Source organism: Candidatus Nomurabacteria bacterium (genome assembly GCA_023898465.1).
GTDB lineage: Bacteria > Patescibacteriota > Patescibacteriia > HK-STAS-PATE-3 > HK-STAS-PATE-3 > HK-STAS-PATE-3.
In genome coordinates, this window is record CP060223.1 from 535749 (window position 1) to 551860 (window position 16112).

The following is a 16112-nucleotide window of genomic DNA, read 5'->3' on the forward strand; positions in this document are numbered from 1 at the left end:
TGCAAGCATCTTTACTTGCCTAGCGCGGTATAGAGGTCATAGACATCAGTCGTACCCTCTCGCAAAACTTCAACATACATACGGACGCTCCCATCGCTCTGCGTAATAACTTCCGGCTGTCGAATACTGCGATTGTTTGGACCGAGCAATACGGCTTGATTGGTTTTCGTAAAAGTGAGTCCATCACTGCTCTCGGCTTGGAAAATTGCCAAGCTTTGTACAATGTTCCCGTCTTGCGAAATGTCACTTCGCGGCGCAGCGTAATAGAGAATGTAATCCTCCCCTAGGTAGTGAAGCGCTGGATCATATACCGTTGCGGCTATGCGTTCACCTTCCCAGATCCAGTCCTGACCAACATTTTCTGAAAGCATGCTCACAATTCGATCACCCTGAGACTCATATACCATACGCAAGTTGCCATTTGGGAGAAGCAGGAGATCAGGACTACTCAACAAGCCTGCATCATTACGAGCACCATCAACAATTTTGCCGTGCTGGCTAAAACGCAATCCATCAGAAGAAAAGGCTACATAAAAAGCGCGAGGTTGATCAATCTGCGGCACTTCAATTTTTTGTCGAGGTGATAACTCATACACCATGATGAAATACTCACTCGAAATTTGAAGCACTGCTGGATTATGAATTTCCGGACGGCGATCAAAAGGAATGCTAGTGTCCTCAGAAATGCCGGTTGACTCGGGATCACCAAATTCTACCCCATCTTGAGAAGTTCTCCGATAAATATTCCCATCCTGCACATAGTAGAGTGCGATCGTGCCATCGGGGTACACAATACTTGAAACATTAGTAATACCTCGTAAGATCGGCTCATCACTGAGGGTCCAGCTTTGTGGCGCGTCAAGGTCAGGCGCTTCTGGTATGACAAAGGAATAATCGTTTTCTGCGCTTGAGGTATTGGTGATAGGCCCCGGGGTTAATGTAGTTCCAGGGTTATACCAACGGGTGAGCAGAGCTATGCTAAAAAGGACAATTGAAAGCACAAGTGTCTGCCAATACAAACGCGGAATACTATACAACTTTGTTTTTTTGTTTCGCGTCGACCTAATCCGATTCCTCAAGGTCGTCCCAGCGACCGAGGATTTCCTTTTGGGTCTGCTGGAGGCACGACGCGCAGTAGTCTTCACTGCCCTCCTCATATTTTTTCTTGCACTGTTTACAAGTTTTCACTGACTCAGTATAACAGAAATCTTTTTTTAGCCCAAAAAAACCAAAGTGGCATGGAAAGAAACAATACGTTATACTGCTCGTATGCATATTATTTTTCGTTGGATTCTTAACGCACTCGCCCTCCTCCTGGTCGCCTATCTCCTGCCTGGATTTGCGGTTGATTCTTTTTATGCCGCGCTTATTACCGCGCTTATCCTAGGCATCCTGAACGCGGTTATCCGACCGCTGCTCATCATCCTCACCCTGCCCGTTACCATCCTCACTCTCGGACTTTTCACCTTTGTGATTAATGCCCTGCTTATCTGGTTTGTAGCGAGCTTTGTGCAAGGATTTCAGGTTGATGGATTTGGACCTGCTTTCCTAGCTGGATTACTACTTTGGATTATTTCTTGGTTCACCAACGGACTTACAAAAAAGCGCAACACAAAACCAAAAGTGGAAGTATTAGGTCAACCTAAATAGCCCTGCATGCAACGCGCCTCCGGAGTCTTACTGCCGGTCTCTTCACTACCTAGTCCCTATGGCATTGGTGATTTTGGGCCATCTGCGTATACCTATGTAGATTGGCTGCAGGAAGCAGGTCAGAGATACTGGACCATCCTGCCTCTCCTTATCCCTGACTCGCTGGGGTCACCCTTTAATACCGTTTCCGCCTTTGCGCTGAATTGGCAACTTATTAGCCCGGAACTTCTGGTACAACAGAAACTCCTTGATGCAAAAACTGCTCGTGCGCTACAGAGTGATGCAAAACGAGTTCGCCATCGTGAGGTAGCGCAAACAAAACGCCGAATTTTGCACCAAGCTTGGAAATATTTCCTTCTTCATGCAAGCGCTCAGCAACGGCGTGACTTTGCTGCTTTTCAAAAGCAAGAAAAAGACTGGCTAGACGATTTTGCGCTTTATATGGCAATCAAAGAAACGCAGCGAGGTCGACCCTGGTTTCGTTGGATCAACGTCTATCGAGAACGAGATTTTAAAGCACTGCAAAAGTTTCGCGAGAAACAAAGCGATAGGATACAGCAGCACGCTTTTGGCCAATGGGTTGCTACTCAACAATGGCAGTCATTAAAAGACTATGCCAATAAAAAAGGTGTGCGTATTTTTGGCGATCTCCCTTTCGCCGTAGCGCATGACAGCGTTGATGTTTGGAGTCATCCAGAACTTTTTTACATAAGCCCGCAGGGTAAATCCCTCCAAGTACTTGGAGTTCCACCTGATAGTTTTTCTAAAACCGGACAACTGTGGGGTTCACCGGCTTATAAGTGGAAAAAACACGCAGCTACTCACTTCCAGTGGTGGGTGCAACGCTTTGCTAAAGCAAGTCAGCTCTATGACATGCTCCGGCTCGATCATTTCCGTGGTTACGCAGCGAACTGGGTTATTCCTGGAAAAGCAAAAACAGCCAAGGGTGGACACTGGGAAAAAGTGCCTGGTAAAAAACTCTTCCGCGCAATTCAGAAAAAGGCTCAACACCTACACTGTGTGGCCGAAGACCTGGGTGTCATAACACCGGATGTGATTGCGCTAAGGAATGCTCTTCAATTTCCCGGCATGCGCATACTTGAATTTGGCCTAAGTGATGGCAAGCGAAGTGTGCACCATCCTGATAATTATCCAATAAACTGTGTAGCCTATACCGGCACCCACGACCTCCCTCCACTCAAACAGTGGTTCCACAATGCAAAGCGCACAAGTAAAATGAATGCGACACGCTATGGGCAGAGCGACACCCAACACATTGGGCAAAATCTCATCCACGCCCTGCTATGGAACAAAGCGAAAATAGTAATCATACAAATGCAAGACCTGCTTGCGCTTGGCCAGGGCAGCCGTATAAACACCCCAGCCACCAAGCGAAATAACTGGAGCTGGAGATTGACTTCGACCTCTCTCAGCAAAAAAACAGCGCGAGAGCTAAAAAGTCTGCTCAAAGAAACGCGTCGGATCTAGTCTTTACTTTTCTTGTAGAATGCGATAAGTATTGTACAGATTTTGGATAGGTCGCACATTAAAATGGAGGTAATCGGATGTCGCTTATTCAGGCTCGTGTACACGAGCAAATAGCCTTCAGCAATCAAGCTGATTTCACACGACTACTGCAGCGCTATCTCGTCGCGGACCAAATCCAGCCGGGGCATCAGAACGGTACAGCTGAAGTCTCGGAAAGGCCGCGGGTGGTTCGTTTTCCTGGATGCCTGGTAGTGACGGCCGCCTATCGAAACCTCGCAGTTGGAGGGATCGACCGGTCAGACCTGCACAGACTGCATCACTTGCACGCATCACTTCGCGCCGAGCTGTATGAACCTGATGAGCTGGCCCGGGTTGGATTCTGGTCGCAGACTGATCCGGCTGCCGTCGTCACTCTCACAGCCCTGGGTGGCGGGATTCAAGAGGTTCGCTTCTTCGAATCCGAATGGCAAAGGTGCGATCAAATTCCACTCTTCTTCCAACGACTCCGTGAAGAGCATGGCGATGACGCAAATATCATCGTGCTAGAAGCGGCAGCTGCGAAGGAGATGCTCGAACTGGGCATCACGCCAAAGAGCTTGCAGTGTTTCTTGGTCCAGATCGATGCCCACCGGGTTTCTGTCGTCGACAACTTCATGCCAACTTTCGTGCCCAAGTAGGAGGATCTCCCAGGCCCTGAGGTAAACACTTCAGGGCCTTTTTTATTTTACGTATGACTTGACAAAAGCCCTCTTTTTAGTATACTGGCCGGTCTAGAAATAGTAGTAGCTATCGAACGGAACGTATATTCACAAAGGGAAGAGGAGGCTCAAACGTGGTGCAGAAGACTGCCACGGCTTGGGTCGTGGCATTCATTCTTCTGTTCTGCCACGCTCAAGCCTCGACTGCTACAGTCACTCATTTCGTTTTTGGCATGCGCGGCAACGCGAATGTCGACGTGTGTGACAACGGCGACCTTCGCCAGTTTCACACCACGCCGGCAGGTGGACTCGTATTCACCAGTATGGGAGGTGGCGAATTCGAGATCGGTCTCGAGGGTCAAGTCAGCTGCAGTCGTGATGGAGGAGGTGGAGAAAACCTCATCCAAAACGGCGCTTTTGACCAGGGCACTTGCTCAGAATGGGAATTGGAGGACCCCAATGGACGCGCTGCAGCATCCTGTAGCAATGAGGGTCGCGTCACCGTGCAGAGTAGCGGACAATACTACGAAGTCCAGCTCAAGCAATCGATCCCGCTGATCAATGGTCAATGGTATCGTCTGAGCTTCGACGGCGACAGTAGCGTTCGCCACATCATACCGGTCGGAATTATCAATCCGGCCAGCTATGATTCGATCGGCCTCTGGGCTGATTGCGATCTGCACACCGATCGACGCAGCTTCGAATACCTTTTTCGCTCCAGTGAGACCATCTCTGATGCACGCTTCAGTTTCTACATTGGTGAACATCCGGCGACCTATCGTTTCGACAACGTAACGATAGTGCCGGTTGATCCCAGTGCAGACTGTTTCCGTGCTCCAGGTGAACTCATTGTGAACGGAGGGTTCGAGTGCGATCAGGTCTGCCAGCACGCTTGGCGATTCGAGGATCACTTTGGACCCGGCTATGCTCTGTGCGATGCTGTGTCCCATAGTGGTGCTCACTCAGCCAAGCTACGACCAGCTCAAGCGGGTCAGTACTACGAAACGCAGTATCAGCAGCTTGTCACTGTCCAACAGGGACAACGCTATGAATTGCGTTTCTACGCCCGGACCAATCGTGACCCGCAGACTATTGTGGTCGAGCTGGTTGACCCACAGAGCTTTGCGAACCGCGGACTCGTCTTTGGTCCCGTGCTCAACAGTAGCTGGACTGAGGTGCGACAAAGCTTCACTGCCAATCGTAGTGGTGTTGCTCGTCTCGGTTTTGCGGTTGGTAACTGGGACCCTGGTACTCCGGTCTGGATCGACGACGTCAGCTTGCGTCCGGTACTTAGCGTCGGAGGCGGTGACGCACAAAGCGCGACACCATCAGCCCTGGCCACCCAAGCGAACGCTGCAGTCTTTGCTCTAGAGCAACGAGCTGATGTTCGTATCAACGTCTTTGACGTGGGAGGACGTCAAATTGCTGGCGAGTCTCGCTCCTTGTCTGCCGGGACTCATACCTACATCTGGGACGGATTGCTGCACAGCGGTGTCCGTGCTCCCAGCGGCATTTACTTTGTCCAGGTCACCGGCGCTAGTGTCCATGCCATCAAACGCATTGTAATGGTGCGTTAGAGGCTGGAACCATGCGTCAACACATCTACAACAGCGCCTGAAGAGATTTACTCTCTCAGGCGCTTTTTTGTATATGAAAAGCCGCCAAAGTTCCGAAGAAGCTTGGCGGCGAGAGACGAGGAGGGATCAGGCGCCCTCAGTACTGACCTCCTCCTTCCCGCAAAGATGCAGGATGAATGACAATAGCGTGAGGAACCCGAGGATCCCGCCTGCAATAAGCAGGAACCAGCGGCCGAGGTCTCCGAAGAAACCCCGATAGACTCCTTCGATGAAGGGACGATGACCCGTGCCTTCAAACACGAGTACCGTGGGGAATCCTCCCCAAAACATGAGGAGGGAGATGATCGCAAGAGTCGCCACCGACACACCCATGGCAAAGGGCGACAGAATGATCGCCAGTCCCATGTGCTTTCCGACCAGCTTGAGCAAACCCGTAAACAAGCGTGCCATAATAGTATTCCTCGTATGTACCGACCTCAAAAGGTCGAGTTTGAGTCAATGTACAAAACGTATCTGGGCAATATAATAGCACATTTCGTTTATTTTGTCAATATATAAAGCTAAAATCTTGCTAATCTTGGCGAATTATCATGCAATACTGTGCTTGCTGCAATAGTTTTACGGAAGCCCACTCGCTCTTGCGCATGCTTCCGTACATTCCACATTGCTCCCCAACGCAACATATACGCACCATAACGCTCATGCACTCGATCAATCACTGCTTCAACAGCATCGTGATTTACCTCGGGCCAAATCTTGAGCTGACCGCTCCTTGGGCGTAAGCGAAAAGTGCCTATGCCTAAAAAAGTAAGGAAGCGTCCATGAACTTCTGGTGCTAACATATCCCAGGCCAATTGAAAAAGCTTTCGCCCTTCGCGTAGCCCATCACCTAACTTACGCTGTCCACCGTGTGAAGCGCCTTCAGCCATACGGGTATATTCACTTGGCACACTGCGAGCCATTGCCCAGATGCCATGGGCTTCTAAGTTCTTCTGGCGCAATTCCCGAGCAGTCTTTTCGCAAAGCTTCATCAACACCGCTCGGTGAAAAGTGTGATCGCGCGTACGTTCACGCAAGACATGCGTATGTCCAATTGACTTCGGGTCTCGCTCCTCCTGCACACCGCCTAATTCAATCCCTTGCACATTTGCCCAGAGCTCATAGCCACGCACTCCGAGAGCCTCCATTAGATTAGTAACTGGATAGCGATAAAGATCCTCGAGAGTAAAAATACCTAAAGCATGCAGGCGACGTTCATAGCCCTTATTAATCCCCCAAGCCTCAGTCACTGGTCGGCCGGCCAAGTAGCTTGGCACCTGGCGCCGCTCAAGCACAACCGTCCCACCCTTTGGCGCAATATCAGAGGCGAACTTAGCTAACCAGCGAGTTGGTGCTACCCCAATGGAACACCGCAGCCACTCGCCCACCTCGCGAAAAATACGCTGACGAAAAGCCTCACCTATCTTCGCCACTTCATCAAGTGAATGGGCGTCACCAGTGAAATCAACAAAAGCCTCGTCAATTGAGTAAGGCTCGATATCCTCAGAGTACTCAGCCATGATACGAAAAATTGCTTCAGTGGTGGAATGATACTTTGGTGGATCAACCTCTACCACCTTCAGGGCAGGATAAATGTGCAAACCATCCTTCACCCGCATACCAGTCACAATGCCTAACGCTTTTGCTTCTCGTGAAGTGGCAATCATGCAGCCTCCCGGCGCCATGGTGGCGGCAATGCCGACCGGCCGACCTCGCAACTTCGGATTCGCCTGCTGCTCGACTGAGGCGAAATACGAGTTCATATCGAAATGGAGAATGAGGCGAGAATGAGACATACGATTACTTAACTAGATTGACAAAACAAGCTTATGGGTGGTAAGTAAGAGGACTGTCTGATGCCCCTGAATCGGGTGTCTGTGAGCACTTACTCACATCCGTGGTGGAGACAGTGTTCCTTACACAGGAGGTAAAACCTATGAGTCGCAAGAGTGCTCACCAAACGAGGACTCCATCAGACATCAACGAAGAATCACCCTTTCTCAGAACGCTCTACTATTCCTTGATGAAGTGGAGTACGGTCCCGAGGAAAGAGATCGTGCCCGAACTACAGGACGAAATGAGACTGCGAGCTGAGACAATGGGTCTCAGCGTCACTCTCTCCAGCGGCGTTCAGGGACCGAGCTACACCGACGTCGTGCTTGGGCTTTACGTCCTGCTGACCCGTAGCTACGTCGAGAGGTCTATCCAGAACATCATCTGGGGAGTCCTGGGTCACTGCACAAATCATCAGTTCGCCAAGTTCATCCGTTTGACCAACGCGCGGCACAACCCTAATCCCGAGAGCAGGACAAGGGCGATGAGGGCGCTCTATGAAATCGCTTCATTGGGCCATAGTCGCTGGCTCAATGTTGGGAAGTCCTGGCAACGGGGCGCGAGGTGGCGCATGAACGAGCTGATCAACTCTGGTCGCTTCGAGGCCCCAATCTATTGGTAAGGAAGCTACATAGCCCAGACACTCCGGTGTGCTGGGCTTTTTTCTACTTCACAAACTCCACCTTTTCACACTCACTGCAATACATAGGCTTCATCGCATGCGTCACAAAGGAAGGTAAAGCACGCATAGGCTTAGCGCATTGACTGCAGCGCTTTGTGCCCCGCTCCTGTTTTGTTTCTCGAATCGTACGCGGTGTCATATATTTTCGTTTGCCCTCCATAGACACCATTCCAAGCGTATGGTGTCAAAACAAAGATCAAAAGTGTTGTCCTGGCTTGAAACAGCAAAATGATAATAAAGCTTATTGCCATCTCGGCGCCGATAGGTCAGATTCACCCGCTCCACTCGATAGCGCTTCTTGCCCCAATGAAAAGCAATCGGCGTAACCTGACGGTCGCGAAAGGCTACTAAGACGCCGATGGGATCAGCTTCCTGGGTATATGCTTCGGATTGCATGGCTTTTTCGCTTTTACTTACCTTTCTAGTATAACCGAAGAAAAACCGAAAGTCAACCCCGAGTGCAAACGAGGAGGGTGACTTTCGTCTCGCCCTTGCCTATCCCCCGCCTTTGCTCTAGGCTACACTGCAGACCTTTGCTCTTTACCGTCCTGACCAAAGGAGGCACTATGGTCATCGGAAACGTCGGAGCAGCGCTACTGCACCAACGTCATGGTGTCCGAGTCTTTCTCTATGTTTTGCATGCAACGCGAAAGTGCGTGATCGTGCCACTGCAAACCGAGTCAGCCATCCTCACCACGGCCGAAGTTCCAACGGTCATTAGGAGAGTCCTGGAAGTCGAAACCAGCCTCACGAAGGGTGCGGCTAGCTTCAGTCTACTTCTCCGCTCTCGCCGAAACCCTGATCGTCTGGAAACCTGGGATATCGAAAATCCTGAAGGAGATATCACCTTCAAGCCCGGAGCTACAGCAACGGAAGTCACCAACCGTGTGAGAACAGCGATCATGGCACACCAAGATCGGGAACGCGTGTTTCCCGAGCTCGAACAATCTACCACCGCGGCCTAGTGCTGCGGTGGCTTCTTATGTAAATTTGATAACCTGCCCAGGTTGAAGAGACTTACCTGATTGCGTCTGTGGCTGACTATGTTTCTCTTGTGCCTGAACAGACTTTGACTGCTCAGCTTGCTTCGGAGTATTTTTGGCTGGCTGACTCTTTTCCTGAGGTTGCTTCTTCTTAGGCTTCGCTGTGAATTGCACAGGACCTTTACTCAGCGCCTCGTGTAAGCTAATTTCTTTTGGTGGCTCAGGAGCTACTTCACGCAACTGCTCAGGCTCAGGTGCCGTTTGTGTAAAATTCGGTCGATCGTTTCTTCCCTGCTCTCGCTCATTGCGTGGACGGGAGCTGTTTTGATTACCTTGAGGATTTGGTTGACGATTTCGGTCATTCCCGCCTGATCGTTGTCGAGATCCGCCGCCTTGATTTTGACGCGGTCCACTTCCCCCTCGACGATCATTTCCACCCCTATTACCGCCGCTACGATTTCCGCCACCCTGGGAACCCTGTCCGAGGAAGATTTCATCAACTCCAGTCCATCGGCGGATTTTATCTTCTACAATCTCTCGCTTCTTAGCATAGCGCTCACGTGACACCTCAATCACTTTTTGCCCATTACCGGTTGGACCGCTCACTGGCTCCAGAGTTGTAGCGGAAAAAGGCTCAGAAGCTACTCCATCAATCATTAAGCGGAGATAAATATCGTACTTGGTCAGGTTTACTAAATCAGTCTCAGTGAAGGTGGGATCAAACTCTTTAGCCAAAAACTCTGCATCAGCGGCACCAACACGGAAACACACGATCGATCCGACGTTGCCAAAAACAGCCGCGCGAACTTGCTCATCTAACTGCTCAATATACTGGTGAGCCATGATAAGATTTAAGCGATACTTACGCGCCTCTGACAAAATGTTGGCAAAGCTCTCAGTGGCAAAGTTTTGAAATTCGTCAACATAGAGGAAAAAATCTTTACGATCTTTTTCCGCAATGTCTACGCGACTCATGGCCGCCAACTGAATCTTGGTAATCATCATACCACCCAGCAAAGCTGCATTATCTTCACCAATACGGCCTTTGGAAAGGTTCAGTAAGACAATCTTTTGCTCGTCCATCAATTGCCGCAAATCAAAAGTACTCTTCGGCTGGCCAATGATATTACGAATCATTGATGAGGAAAGAAATTGACCAATCTTGTTTTGGATAGGTGAAACAGCTTCGGTACGGAATTGGTTAGCGTATTGGCCGAATTCCTCATGCCAGAAAGCCTTCACAATAGGATCAGTTAGCTTCTCCACCACTTTTGATCGATAGTCGTTGTCGACGAGAATACGAGGAATACCCAAAAGTGTTGACCCAGGATACTCAATCAAGGAGAGAATACTATTGCGCAAAATGTATTCCAATCGAGGTCCCCATGAGTCGCTCCACATTTTTTTAAACACCGAAACAAGACCCGAGGCTACTAAGTGGCGGTGGGCAGGGTTTACACTTTCTAAGACGTTGAAGGCTACCGGATAATCTACATCAGCCGGATTAATATACACCACATCATTAATTCGATGTGAAGGAATGTAATCTAAAATCTTTTCCACAAAGTCACCGTGCGGATCAATCACAGCTAAGCCATGACCAGCTCGCACATCCTGGATCATCATATTTTCAAGCACCGTCGTCTTACCCATACCGGTCTTACCGATAAAGTACATGTGACGGCGTCGATCATCTATTCTAATACCAAAGCGCCGCTGCTGATTGCGGAAATTCGTTTTAGCAAAAAAATTAATATCTTCACTCATGGATTATATTGGGAGATTACTGGGCGGTTGATCCTTTTCCTCGGCGTCCGAACTGAGCACCTCTTGATCAGGGTCCACCGGCACGGACTGAACTTGCTTTGCTCGACGAATTGGCACCACTTCAACTGGTAAACTGCTTGGAGGTTCAGCGCGGCGAGCTTCTGTCTTCTGCACTAATGGAGCTTTCACGTTCACTACTGGGAAGTGATAAATGGTGGCAAGCTCTTCAATGTTCAGCACATAGGGATCAGCACCGGTCGACATGTCACGATTTTGGAAGGCTCGTAAAATTCGCTTCTTCTTAGTGGCAATCCGTTTTTCTTTACCCAAGTATTTTGCTTTTGGCTTTGTCTTCTTATCGACTTTGAAGCCATTCATGTCCAGGGTATTAAATTGCTTTAAGGCTCCGGTAATACCTGGCACGCGATCCTTGGAAAAAGAATCGCCTTCGCCTAAGTATACAATACGCATTTTACAATCGAAATAGAGCTTGGCGGTCTTGTACGAAATCGCTTCAATAACTGCTTTATCGTTTGGCGTTAAGTGACTCATGATAGAAGCCTCTTTTGAATCCGAGGATTCCTCTTTACCAAAAGGACTGACAAGGTCAGCGGTAAAGGTTTCAGTCAAGCCACTGGCAACCTGTTTTGGTAGCCAAAGCACATTATCAAGCAAGCCTCCACCACCTCCACTTGATCCATAGGTTGCCTTAGCGAGCTTCTTAATAATTCCCCGAGCTCCATCCAGCCACGAATCATCATCTGGTGGCACAATCATTGTCTGAATCCAAAGCTGCTCACCTGGTCGTAAGCGGCTCATATATTCAAGCAGTGATGCCATCGGATCAAGCAGCTGCTGCGTCATCGTATGCTCAAAAGCCGGATAGGTGCGGATCGGGTAATAATCCTTTTGACGCAACACAATATCCGCTCCCCAGAGATCGTACTCTTCGTTTGGAAACTGGGCGACAAACTGCTGGGTGTAGTCCTCTACTTCGCTAATTTCCGCGTCTGGATACTGTGCGTAAAAAGCCGACTCAACTAAATCACGATATTGAATAGGAATCCGCACGAGATATTGGATAAAGCCGCCGATGCTGATAATTTCAAAGCTGAGCGGTGGCTGAAACTCTCCCTTAATATTTTTTTCGTACCAGGAGGGTGCTGACTCAACACCATGGATGTGCGCAAAAGCTGACTCGAGCGCCTTCGGTGTCTGCTCAGTTTCACGTGGTACATCAATCGCTAAAATGACGTACTCAATAGTAGACGCAAAACGCTCCTGGGCGTAACCAGTCCATAGCTTGAAGCCTCCCCAAAACAACGCAACGATAATAATAAGCCAGCCGCCATGTGTAAAGAGAAACCAGGTGATGGCGAAAGGGTTAGAAAATTCGCTGAGGAAGGAAAAATCAATTGTCATTTGCGTGTTTGTTTGAGCACGGACGGAAAAGGGCTAGGCTGTGGGTATTTCGGGTGGTGTTTGCGTTAAGGTATAGTCCCCGTTATCTAATCGAGTAAACATTTGTCGATTGGTCAGCGCCAAATGAATGGTGTTCTTTTTCACGACACGCTGAGAAAGCACCTCAGCAACCAGTGCTTCTCGGCTCATCGGCTCACCTTTTTTGCGAAGAATGTCAGCTAACACTTCAGCTACCACACCTTCTTTGTAGCCCCACTCGCGCAAGGCATAAATTCCACGGCCAACTAACACATATTCCTTATTGAGAATCAGCTCATTATGCACGGTCGGCGGATATGCTTTACGAGGATCAAAGCCGGCGGTATTAATCCGCTTTGCAATTTCAGTGAAGTGAAGAGGTTGGCCCTCTTTCTTTAGGATAAGGTAAATCTTATCATTCATACGACGAGGAGAAATGCTTCCCCAGCTCGTCAAACCATATTCGTCAAAAGGATTGCGTCCTAAATCCTTACCCAGCTGCAAGGCTGAATGCAACATATCATCTGACAACGCATGCTCATGAATTTTTGCAAACTCTGTCTGGCGAAACTCTTGGAGTAAGTCTGGCAACTCAACCGGGTGTCCGATCTTGGTAACCACGCTGACTAACTCACGAACAGTCTGTCGCAAGAGATCGAGTCCGGCACCCTTTAGTTTCCAGGCCCGGCGCATTGTTTCGCTCTCAGGCATCAATTCAACAGTATCTTTTAGTAATTCACTCAAGACAAAAATAACCGCTCGGCGATTCATGTCGCTTGGACCAGAAAAGCTGAGTAAGTGTTCGAGGAGCGCTTCCTCTTCCATAATGCCGCCCCGAGCAGTCAGCGTGGTAGTCAAAAGCTGCTGCACCTGGTGCATTACCTGATCAAAGACCTTGGCTCGGCGGATTTTCTTTACCGCAGTTCCCTCAATCTGGCGAATACGCTCACGAGTAACCTGATAAAGCGCACCAATCTCTTCTAGGGTCTGCGTTTCTTTGCCGCTTAAACCGTGTCGGCGACGTAAAATATCCTCTTCCTTTCCTGTTAGCTCTTTGAGTAACAAAGAAATGGTTTCAGAGGGGTTAAATTGCTCCATATCAGTTTGCTGCTTGGAGCTGAGGATTTTGTCCAAAATTGAGTTGGACTCGTTTGTATCCATTGACGTATTGCTTACAATCAAGCGTACTAACGATAATATAGCACATTAGCAAAAATATGTCAAGCTATTTGACCAAAACAAAAAACCTTTCAATCCGTCCCCTATCTTAGCTTAACGAAAGCGTCGCGCTCGCCAATTATGCCACTCAACCAATAACGTGCTGGCAATGAAAATTGAGGAGTAAGTTCCCACGATAATACCCGCAATCAGCGCTATCACAAACATACGAATTGACTCTCCTCCCAGTACCGCCAGAGCAACTAATACAAACAATGTCGTCATCGAGGTATTAATAGAGCGCGACATGGTCTCATTAATACTCCGGTTAGCGATTTCTTCAAAAGGCTCATTATGATAACGCTGGATACCCTCACGAATACGATCAAAAACAACAATGGTATCGTGCACTGAGAATCCTAGCACCGTAAGTAAAGCTGTTACAAAAAGTGAATCAACCTCTGTGCCAAATATCTGACCAAAGAGCACAAAGAGACCTACGATAATAGAAATATCATGAATCAATGCAACAATCGCGCCAACGCCAAATACCCAACTGGGCACCGGTCCGCCACGAGAAATCTTACGGAAGGCCCAAGTGATATACGCGATGATACCTATGAGAACTAAAGCAATGGCTGAATACGCTTTCTTGCGCAACTCTTGACCAATACTCGGTCCAATCGCAGTAAATGAATCTTCACTCACCTGCTCTTCTTGTAAAGCGCTTAAGGCATCTAGGACTGATTGGCGCTCGTCATTGCTTAAGGCGCGTGTTTTTAGGATGAGGCTTTTTTCGTTAGAAGGAACTGCTTGATAAGAACCCAGGTCTAGAGGATTCAATGCGTCTTGTATCGTCGAAAGTTCTGGACGAAGTTCTGGGAAGCTTATCTCCAATCGAGAACCGCCAGTGAAATCAATACCAGGCTTCAAGCCCCAAATCAAAGCACCGACAATAGAGGCCACAACAAGTATCGCGGAAATGATAGTAAAATATTTTCGCTTTTGGATAATCTTTAGCGTCATACTTGTTCCTTCTTCCGTACTCCATACAGCCAGGCCACACTCACCCATCGTTGAGTGAGACGTAAGAATGTGCGCGTAACTACAATGGCTGAAAACATACTTACTAAAATACCAATCGCTAAGGTAATCGCGAATCCTTTAATGATACTTGTACCAAACCAGGCCAAGATAAAAGTGGTAATTAAACTTGAAATGTTTGAATCGCGAATAGACAACCAAGCGCGTCGGAAACCCTCTTCAATCGCTTGATTAAGTGGTCGACCTTCACGCAACTCTTCTTTCATGCGTTCAAAAATAAGCACGTTTGCGTCTACTGCCATTCCGATGGAAAGAATAAATCCAGCAATTCCAGCTAGAGTCAAAGTCACTGGCCAGAGAATAAAGATGGCAAAAACTACGGCGGAGTATACCCCTAAAGCCAAAACTGAGATAAGGCCAGGCAAGCGATAATAGAGAATCATAAAGAGCGCAACTAAGCCGAGCCCAATTATGCCAGCAACAAAACTAGACTGCACTGAACGCTCACCAAGGGTTGGTCCTACATTCTGTTGAGAAACAAGCGTAATTGGTACTGGCAGTGCACCAGCATTTAAATTACGAGCTAAGTCTCGCGCTTCTTGCAAGGTAAAATCACCTGAGATAACCGCTTCTCCACTCGTGATAGCCTGCTGAACTGTTGGTAAGCTTAATGGGAAGCCATCTAAATAAATAGCCACCACCTTGCCAACATTGCGCTCAGTAATTTCTTTAAAAAGCTGTGTACCCTCGCTATTGAAATTCAAACTAATCTCTGGAGTATTGGTAGTTTGATCAAACACGACTGAAGCTCGTTCCAAATCCTTACCCGATAGCCCAGTTGCCACAAAATCGGTTGAGGGTTCAGTTGACTGCAGTATAAAAAGAATATGACTACCTTGAACTTCTCGCACATCTTGCCCATCTTGATTCGCTGTACGCTCGTCGGTCTTCTTAATAATATGCAGACCGAATTGCGATTCAACCAGCTCCGGATACACCTGCCCGACCGCTAAATCACCGAAGAGAACGTCATCGAATTCTTGCACGAAAGTGCCTTGTTGCGCAAAACCGAGATCGCCCCCATTATCTTTACTACCCGGATCTTCGGAATAGAGTTGGGCCAATTGAGCAAAATCAGCGTCAGGTTGAAGCGCTTGTGCTAATACGTCTTGTGCTTTTTTTCGCACTTCTTCGTTTTGCGCCTCTATGGCTGCTGGATCCTCTGGTGTGGTCTCAATCTGTTCACGAAATTCTAAGGTTGGAGTTTGACCAATCTGCGCGATTGCCTGGTTCACGTCAGTGACACCTGGTAATTCAATCGAGACTCGCCATTGATCGCCAGCCTTTTGCGTTTGGACAACTGGCTCGGATACACCAAAGGCATTCACTCGACGCTCAATAACATCGCGAACACCTTCTACAGCGTCTTGCGCCTCAGCTGGAGCTACTTGCGATAGATCAGCGTCATAGAGCAATGACACGCCGCCTTGCAAATCCAAACCCAGCTGAACAGGTAAATCAATAGTCCAGTCTACTGGCCCTACGTGAATCCGGATTGGTTTTTGATAGTCAATGGTACCAGCTAGCAGGGTGAGCAATAGAATCCCGGCAAAACTGAGCCAAACTTTCTTCCGTACGGTCATACGGGAAGATTGTAGGACAAAAAGAGTAAGTAATCAAGTGGCGAAAAACAAAACTCGGCATGACCATTAGGCATCACGCACCTGTTACTATTTGGCTTTTACCGCCTGCT

15 protein-coding genes are annotated in these 16112 nt (G+C 48.5%); 6 read left to right on the forward strand and 9 right to left on the reverse strand.

Annotation, left to right across the window (positions count from 1 at the left end; all coding sequences use genetic code 11):
- Positions 1-11: 11 nt before the first annotated feature.
- Positions 12-1019, reverse strand: coding sequence for a hypothetical protein (locus tag H6760_02620; GenBank protein ID USN54041.1), 1008 nt, complete (start codon positions 1017-1019; stop codon positions 12-14).
- 250 nt (positions 1020-1269) lie between these two features.
- On the opposite strand from H6760_02620, the gene H6760_02625 reads away from it, so the two are divergent.
- The 4 genes from H6760_02625 to H6760_02640 all read left to right on the forward strand — a co-directional run bounded on the left by H6760_02625 (position 1270) and on the right by H6760_02640 (position 5413).
- A complete protein-coding gene (locus H6760_02625; GenBank protein ID USN54058.1) occupies positions 1270-1650 on the forward strand; it encodes a phage holin family protein in 381 nt (126 codons plus the stop codon).
- A 6-nt stretch (positions 1651-1656) separates the two neighbouring features.
- Positions 1657-3138, forward strand: coding sequence for a 4-alpha-glucanotransferase (gene malQ / locus H6760_02630; GenBank protein ID USN54042.1), 1482 nt, complete (start codon positions 1657-1659; stop codon positions 3136-3138).
- Positions 3139-3215: 77 nt separating this feature from the next.
- Positions 3216-3815, forward strand: a complete 600-nt coding sequence (locus H6760_02635) for a hypothetical protein (protein USN54043.1) — start codon at positions 3216-3218, stop codon at positions 3813-3815.
- 185 nt (positions 3816-4000) lie between these two features.
- Positions 4001-5413 (forward strand): carbohydrate binding domain-containing protein, encoded by a 1413-nt coding sequence (locus H6760_02640; GenBank protein USN54044.1) that lies wholly within the window; start codon positions 4001-4003, stop codon positions 5411-5413.
- A gap of 126 nt (positions 5414-5539) precedes the next feature.
- Here the strand turns inward: H6760_02640 and H6760_02645 are convergent, their stop codons facing one another.
- Both H6760_02645 and H6760_02650 read right to left on the reverse strand, forming a co-directional pair.
- Complete coding sequence (locus H6760_02645) at positions 5540-5863, reverse strand: hypothetical protein (GenBank protein USN54045.1); 324 nt, start codon at positions 5861-5863, stop codon at positions 5540-5542.
- Positions 5864-5973: 110 nt separating this feature from the next.
- The gene (locus tag H6760_02650) at positions 5974-7248 is read right to left on the reverse strand and encodes a DNA polymerase IV (protein ID USN53053.1); all 1275 of its coding nucleotides are present in this window, start codon (positions 7246-7248) and stop codon (positions 5974-5976) included.
- Positions 7249-7508: 260 nt separating this feature from the next.
- On the opposite strand from H6760_02650, the gene H6760_02655 reads away from it, so the two are divergent.
- Positions 7509-7907: a hypothetical protein gene (locus H6760_02655; protein ID USN53054.1), complete on the forward strand. Its 399-nt coding sequence runs from the start codon at positions 7509-7511 to the stop codon at positions 7905-7907.
- Between the two features lie 195 nt (positions 7908-8102).
- Here H6760_02655 and H6760_02660 read toward each other — a convergent pair whose 3' ends face one another.
- Positions 8103-8363, reverse strand: a complete 261-nt coding sequence (locus tag H6760_02660) for a hypothetical protein (protein ID USN53055.1) — start codon at positions 8361-8363, stop codon at positions 8103-8105.
- Between the two features lie 170 nt (positions 8364-8533).
- Between H6760_02660 and H6760_02665 the strand changes: the two genes are divergently transcribed.
- Complete coding sequence (locus H6760_02665; protein USN53056.1) at positions 8534-8932, forward strand: hypothetical protein; 399 nt, start codon at positions 8534-8536, stop codon at positions 8930-8932.
- A 15-nt stretch (positions 8933-8947) separates the two neighbouring features.
- Here H6760_02665 and H6760_02670 read toward each other — a convergent pair whose 3' ends face one another.
- The 5 genes from H6760_02670 to secD form a co-directional block, all read right to left on the reverse strand.
- The gene (locus H6760_02670; GenBank protein ID USN53057.1) at positions 8948-10717 is read right to left on the reverse strand and encodes a type IV secretion system DNA-binding domain-containing protein; all 1770 of its coding nucleotides are present in this window, start codon (positions 10715-10717) and stop codon (positions 8948-8950) included.
- 3 nt (positions 10718-10720) lie between these two features.
- Positions 10721-12139: a hypothetical protein gene (locus tag H6760_02675; protein ID USN53058.1), complete on the reverse strand. Its 1419-nt coding sequence runs from the start codon at positions 12137-12139 to the stop codon at positions 10721-10723.
- A gap of 33 nt (positions 12140-12172) precedes the next feature.
- Positions 12173-13318 carry a hypothetical protein gene (locus H6760_02680; GenBank protein USN53059.1) on the reverse strand — a complete coding sequence of 382 codons (1146 nt, stop codon included), beginning with the start codon at positions 13316-13318 and terminating at the stop codon, positions 12173-12175.
- Between the two features lie 111 nt (positions 13319-13429).
- Entirely contained in the window at positions 13430-14341 is a 912-nt protein-coding gene (secF, locus tag H6760_02685) for a protein translocase subunit SecF (protein USN53060.1), read from the reverse strand.
- Positions 14338-16002: a protein translocase subunit SecD gene (secD, locus tag H6760_02690; protein USN53061.1), complete on the reverse strand. Its 1665-nt coding sequence runs from the start codon at positions 16000-16002 to the stop codon at positions 14338-14340. Before secD ends, secF begins: the two co-directional genes overlap by 4 nt.
- Between the last annotated feature and the right edge of the window lie 110 nt (positions 16003-16112).

Coding starts and splice junctions, on each gene's coding strand:
- H6760_02635 (USN54043.1), top strand. CDS start 3,216: ATGTCGCTTATTCAGGCTCGTGTACACGAGCAAATAGCCTTCAGCAAT.
- H6760_02665 (USN53056.1), top strand. CDS start 8,534: ATGGTCATCGGAAACGTCGGAGCAGCGCTACTGCACCAACGTCATGGT.
- H6760_02660 (USN53055.1), bottom strand. CDS start 8,363: ATGCAATCCGAAGCATATACCCAGGAAGCTGATCCCATCGGCGTCTTA.
- H6760_02680 (USN53059.1), bottom strand. CDS start 13,318: ATGGATACAAACGAGTCCAACTCAATTTTGGACAAAATCCTCAGCTCC.
- H6760_02625 (USN54058.1), top strand. CDS start 1,270: ATGCATATTATTTTTCGTTGGATTCTTAACGCACTCGCCCTCCTCCTG.
- H6760_02650 (USN53053.1), bottom strand. CDS start 7,248: ATGTCTCATTCTCGCCTCATTCTCCATTTCGATATGAACTCGTATTTC.
- H6760_02675 (USN53058.1), bottom strand. CDS start 12,139: ATGACAATTGATTTTTCCTTCCTCAGCGAATTTTCTAACCCTTTCGCC.
- H6760_02645 (USN54045.1), bottom strand. CDS start 5,863: ATGGCACGCTTGTTTACGGGTTTGCTCAAGCTGGTCGGAAAGCACATG.
- H6760_02670 (USN53057.1), bottom strand. CDS start 10,717: ATGAGTGAAGATATTAATTTTTTTGCTAAAACGAATTTCCGCAATCAG.
- secD (USN53061.1), bottom strand. CDS start 16,002: ATGACCGTACGGAAGAAAGTTTGGCTCAGTTTTGCCGGGATTCTATTG.
- malQ (USN54042.1), top strand. CDS start 1,657: ATGCAACGCGCCTCCGGAGTCTTACTGCCGGTCTCTTCACTACCTAGT.
- secF (USN53060.1), bottom strand. CDS start 14,341: ATGACGCTAAAGATTATCCAAAAGCGAAAATATTTTACTATCATTTCC.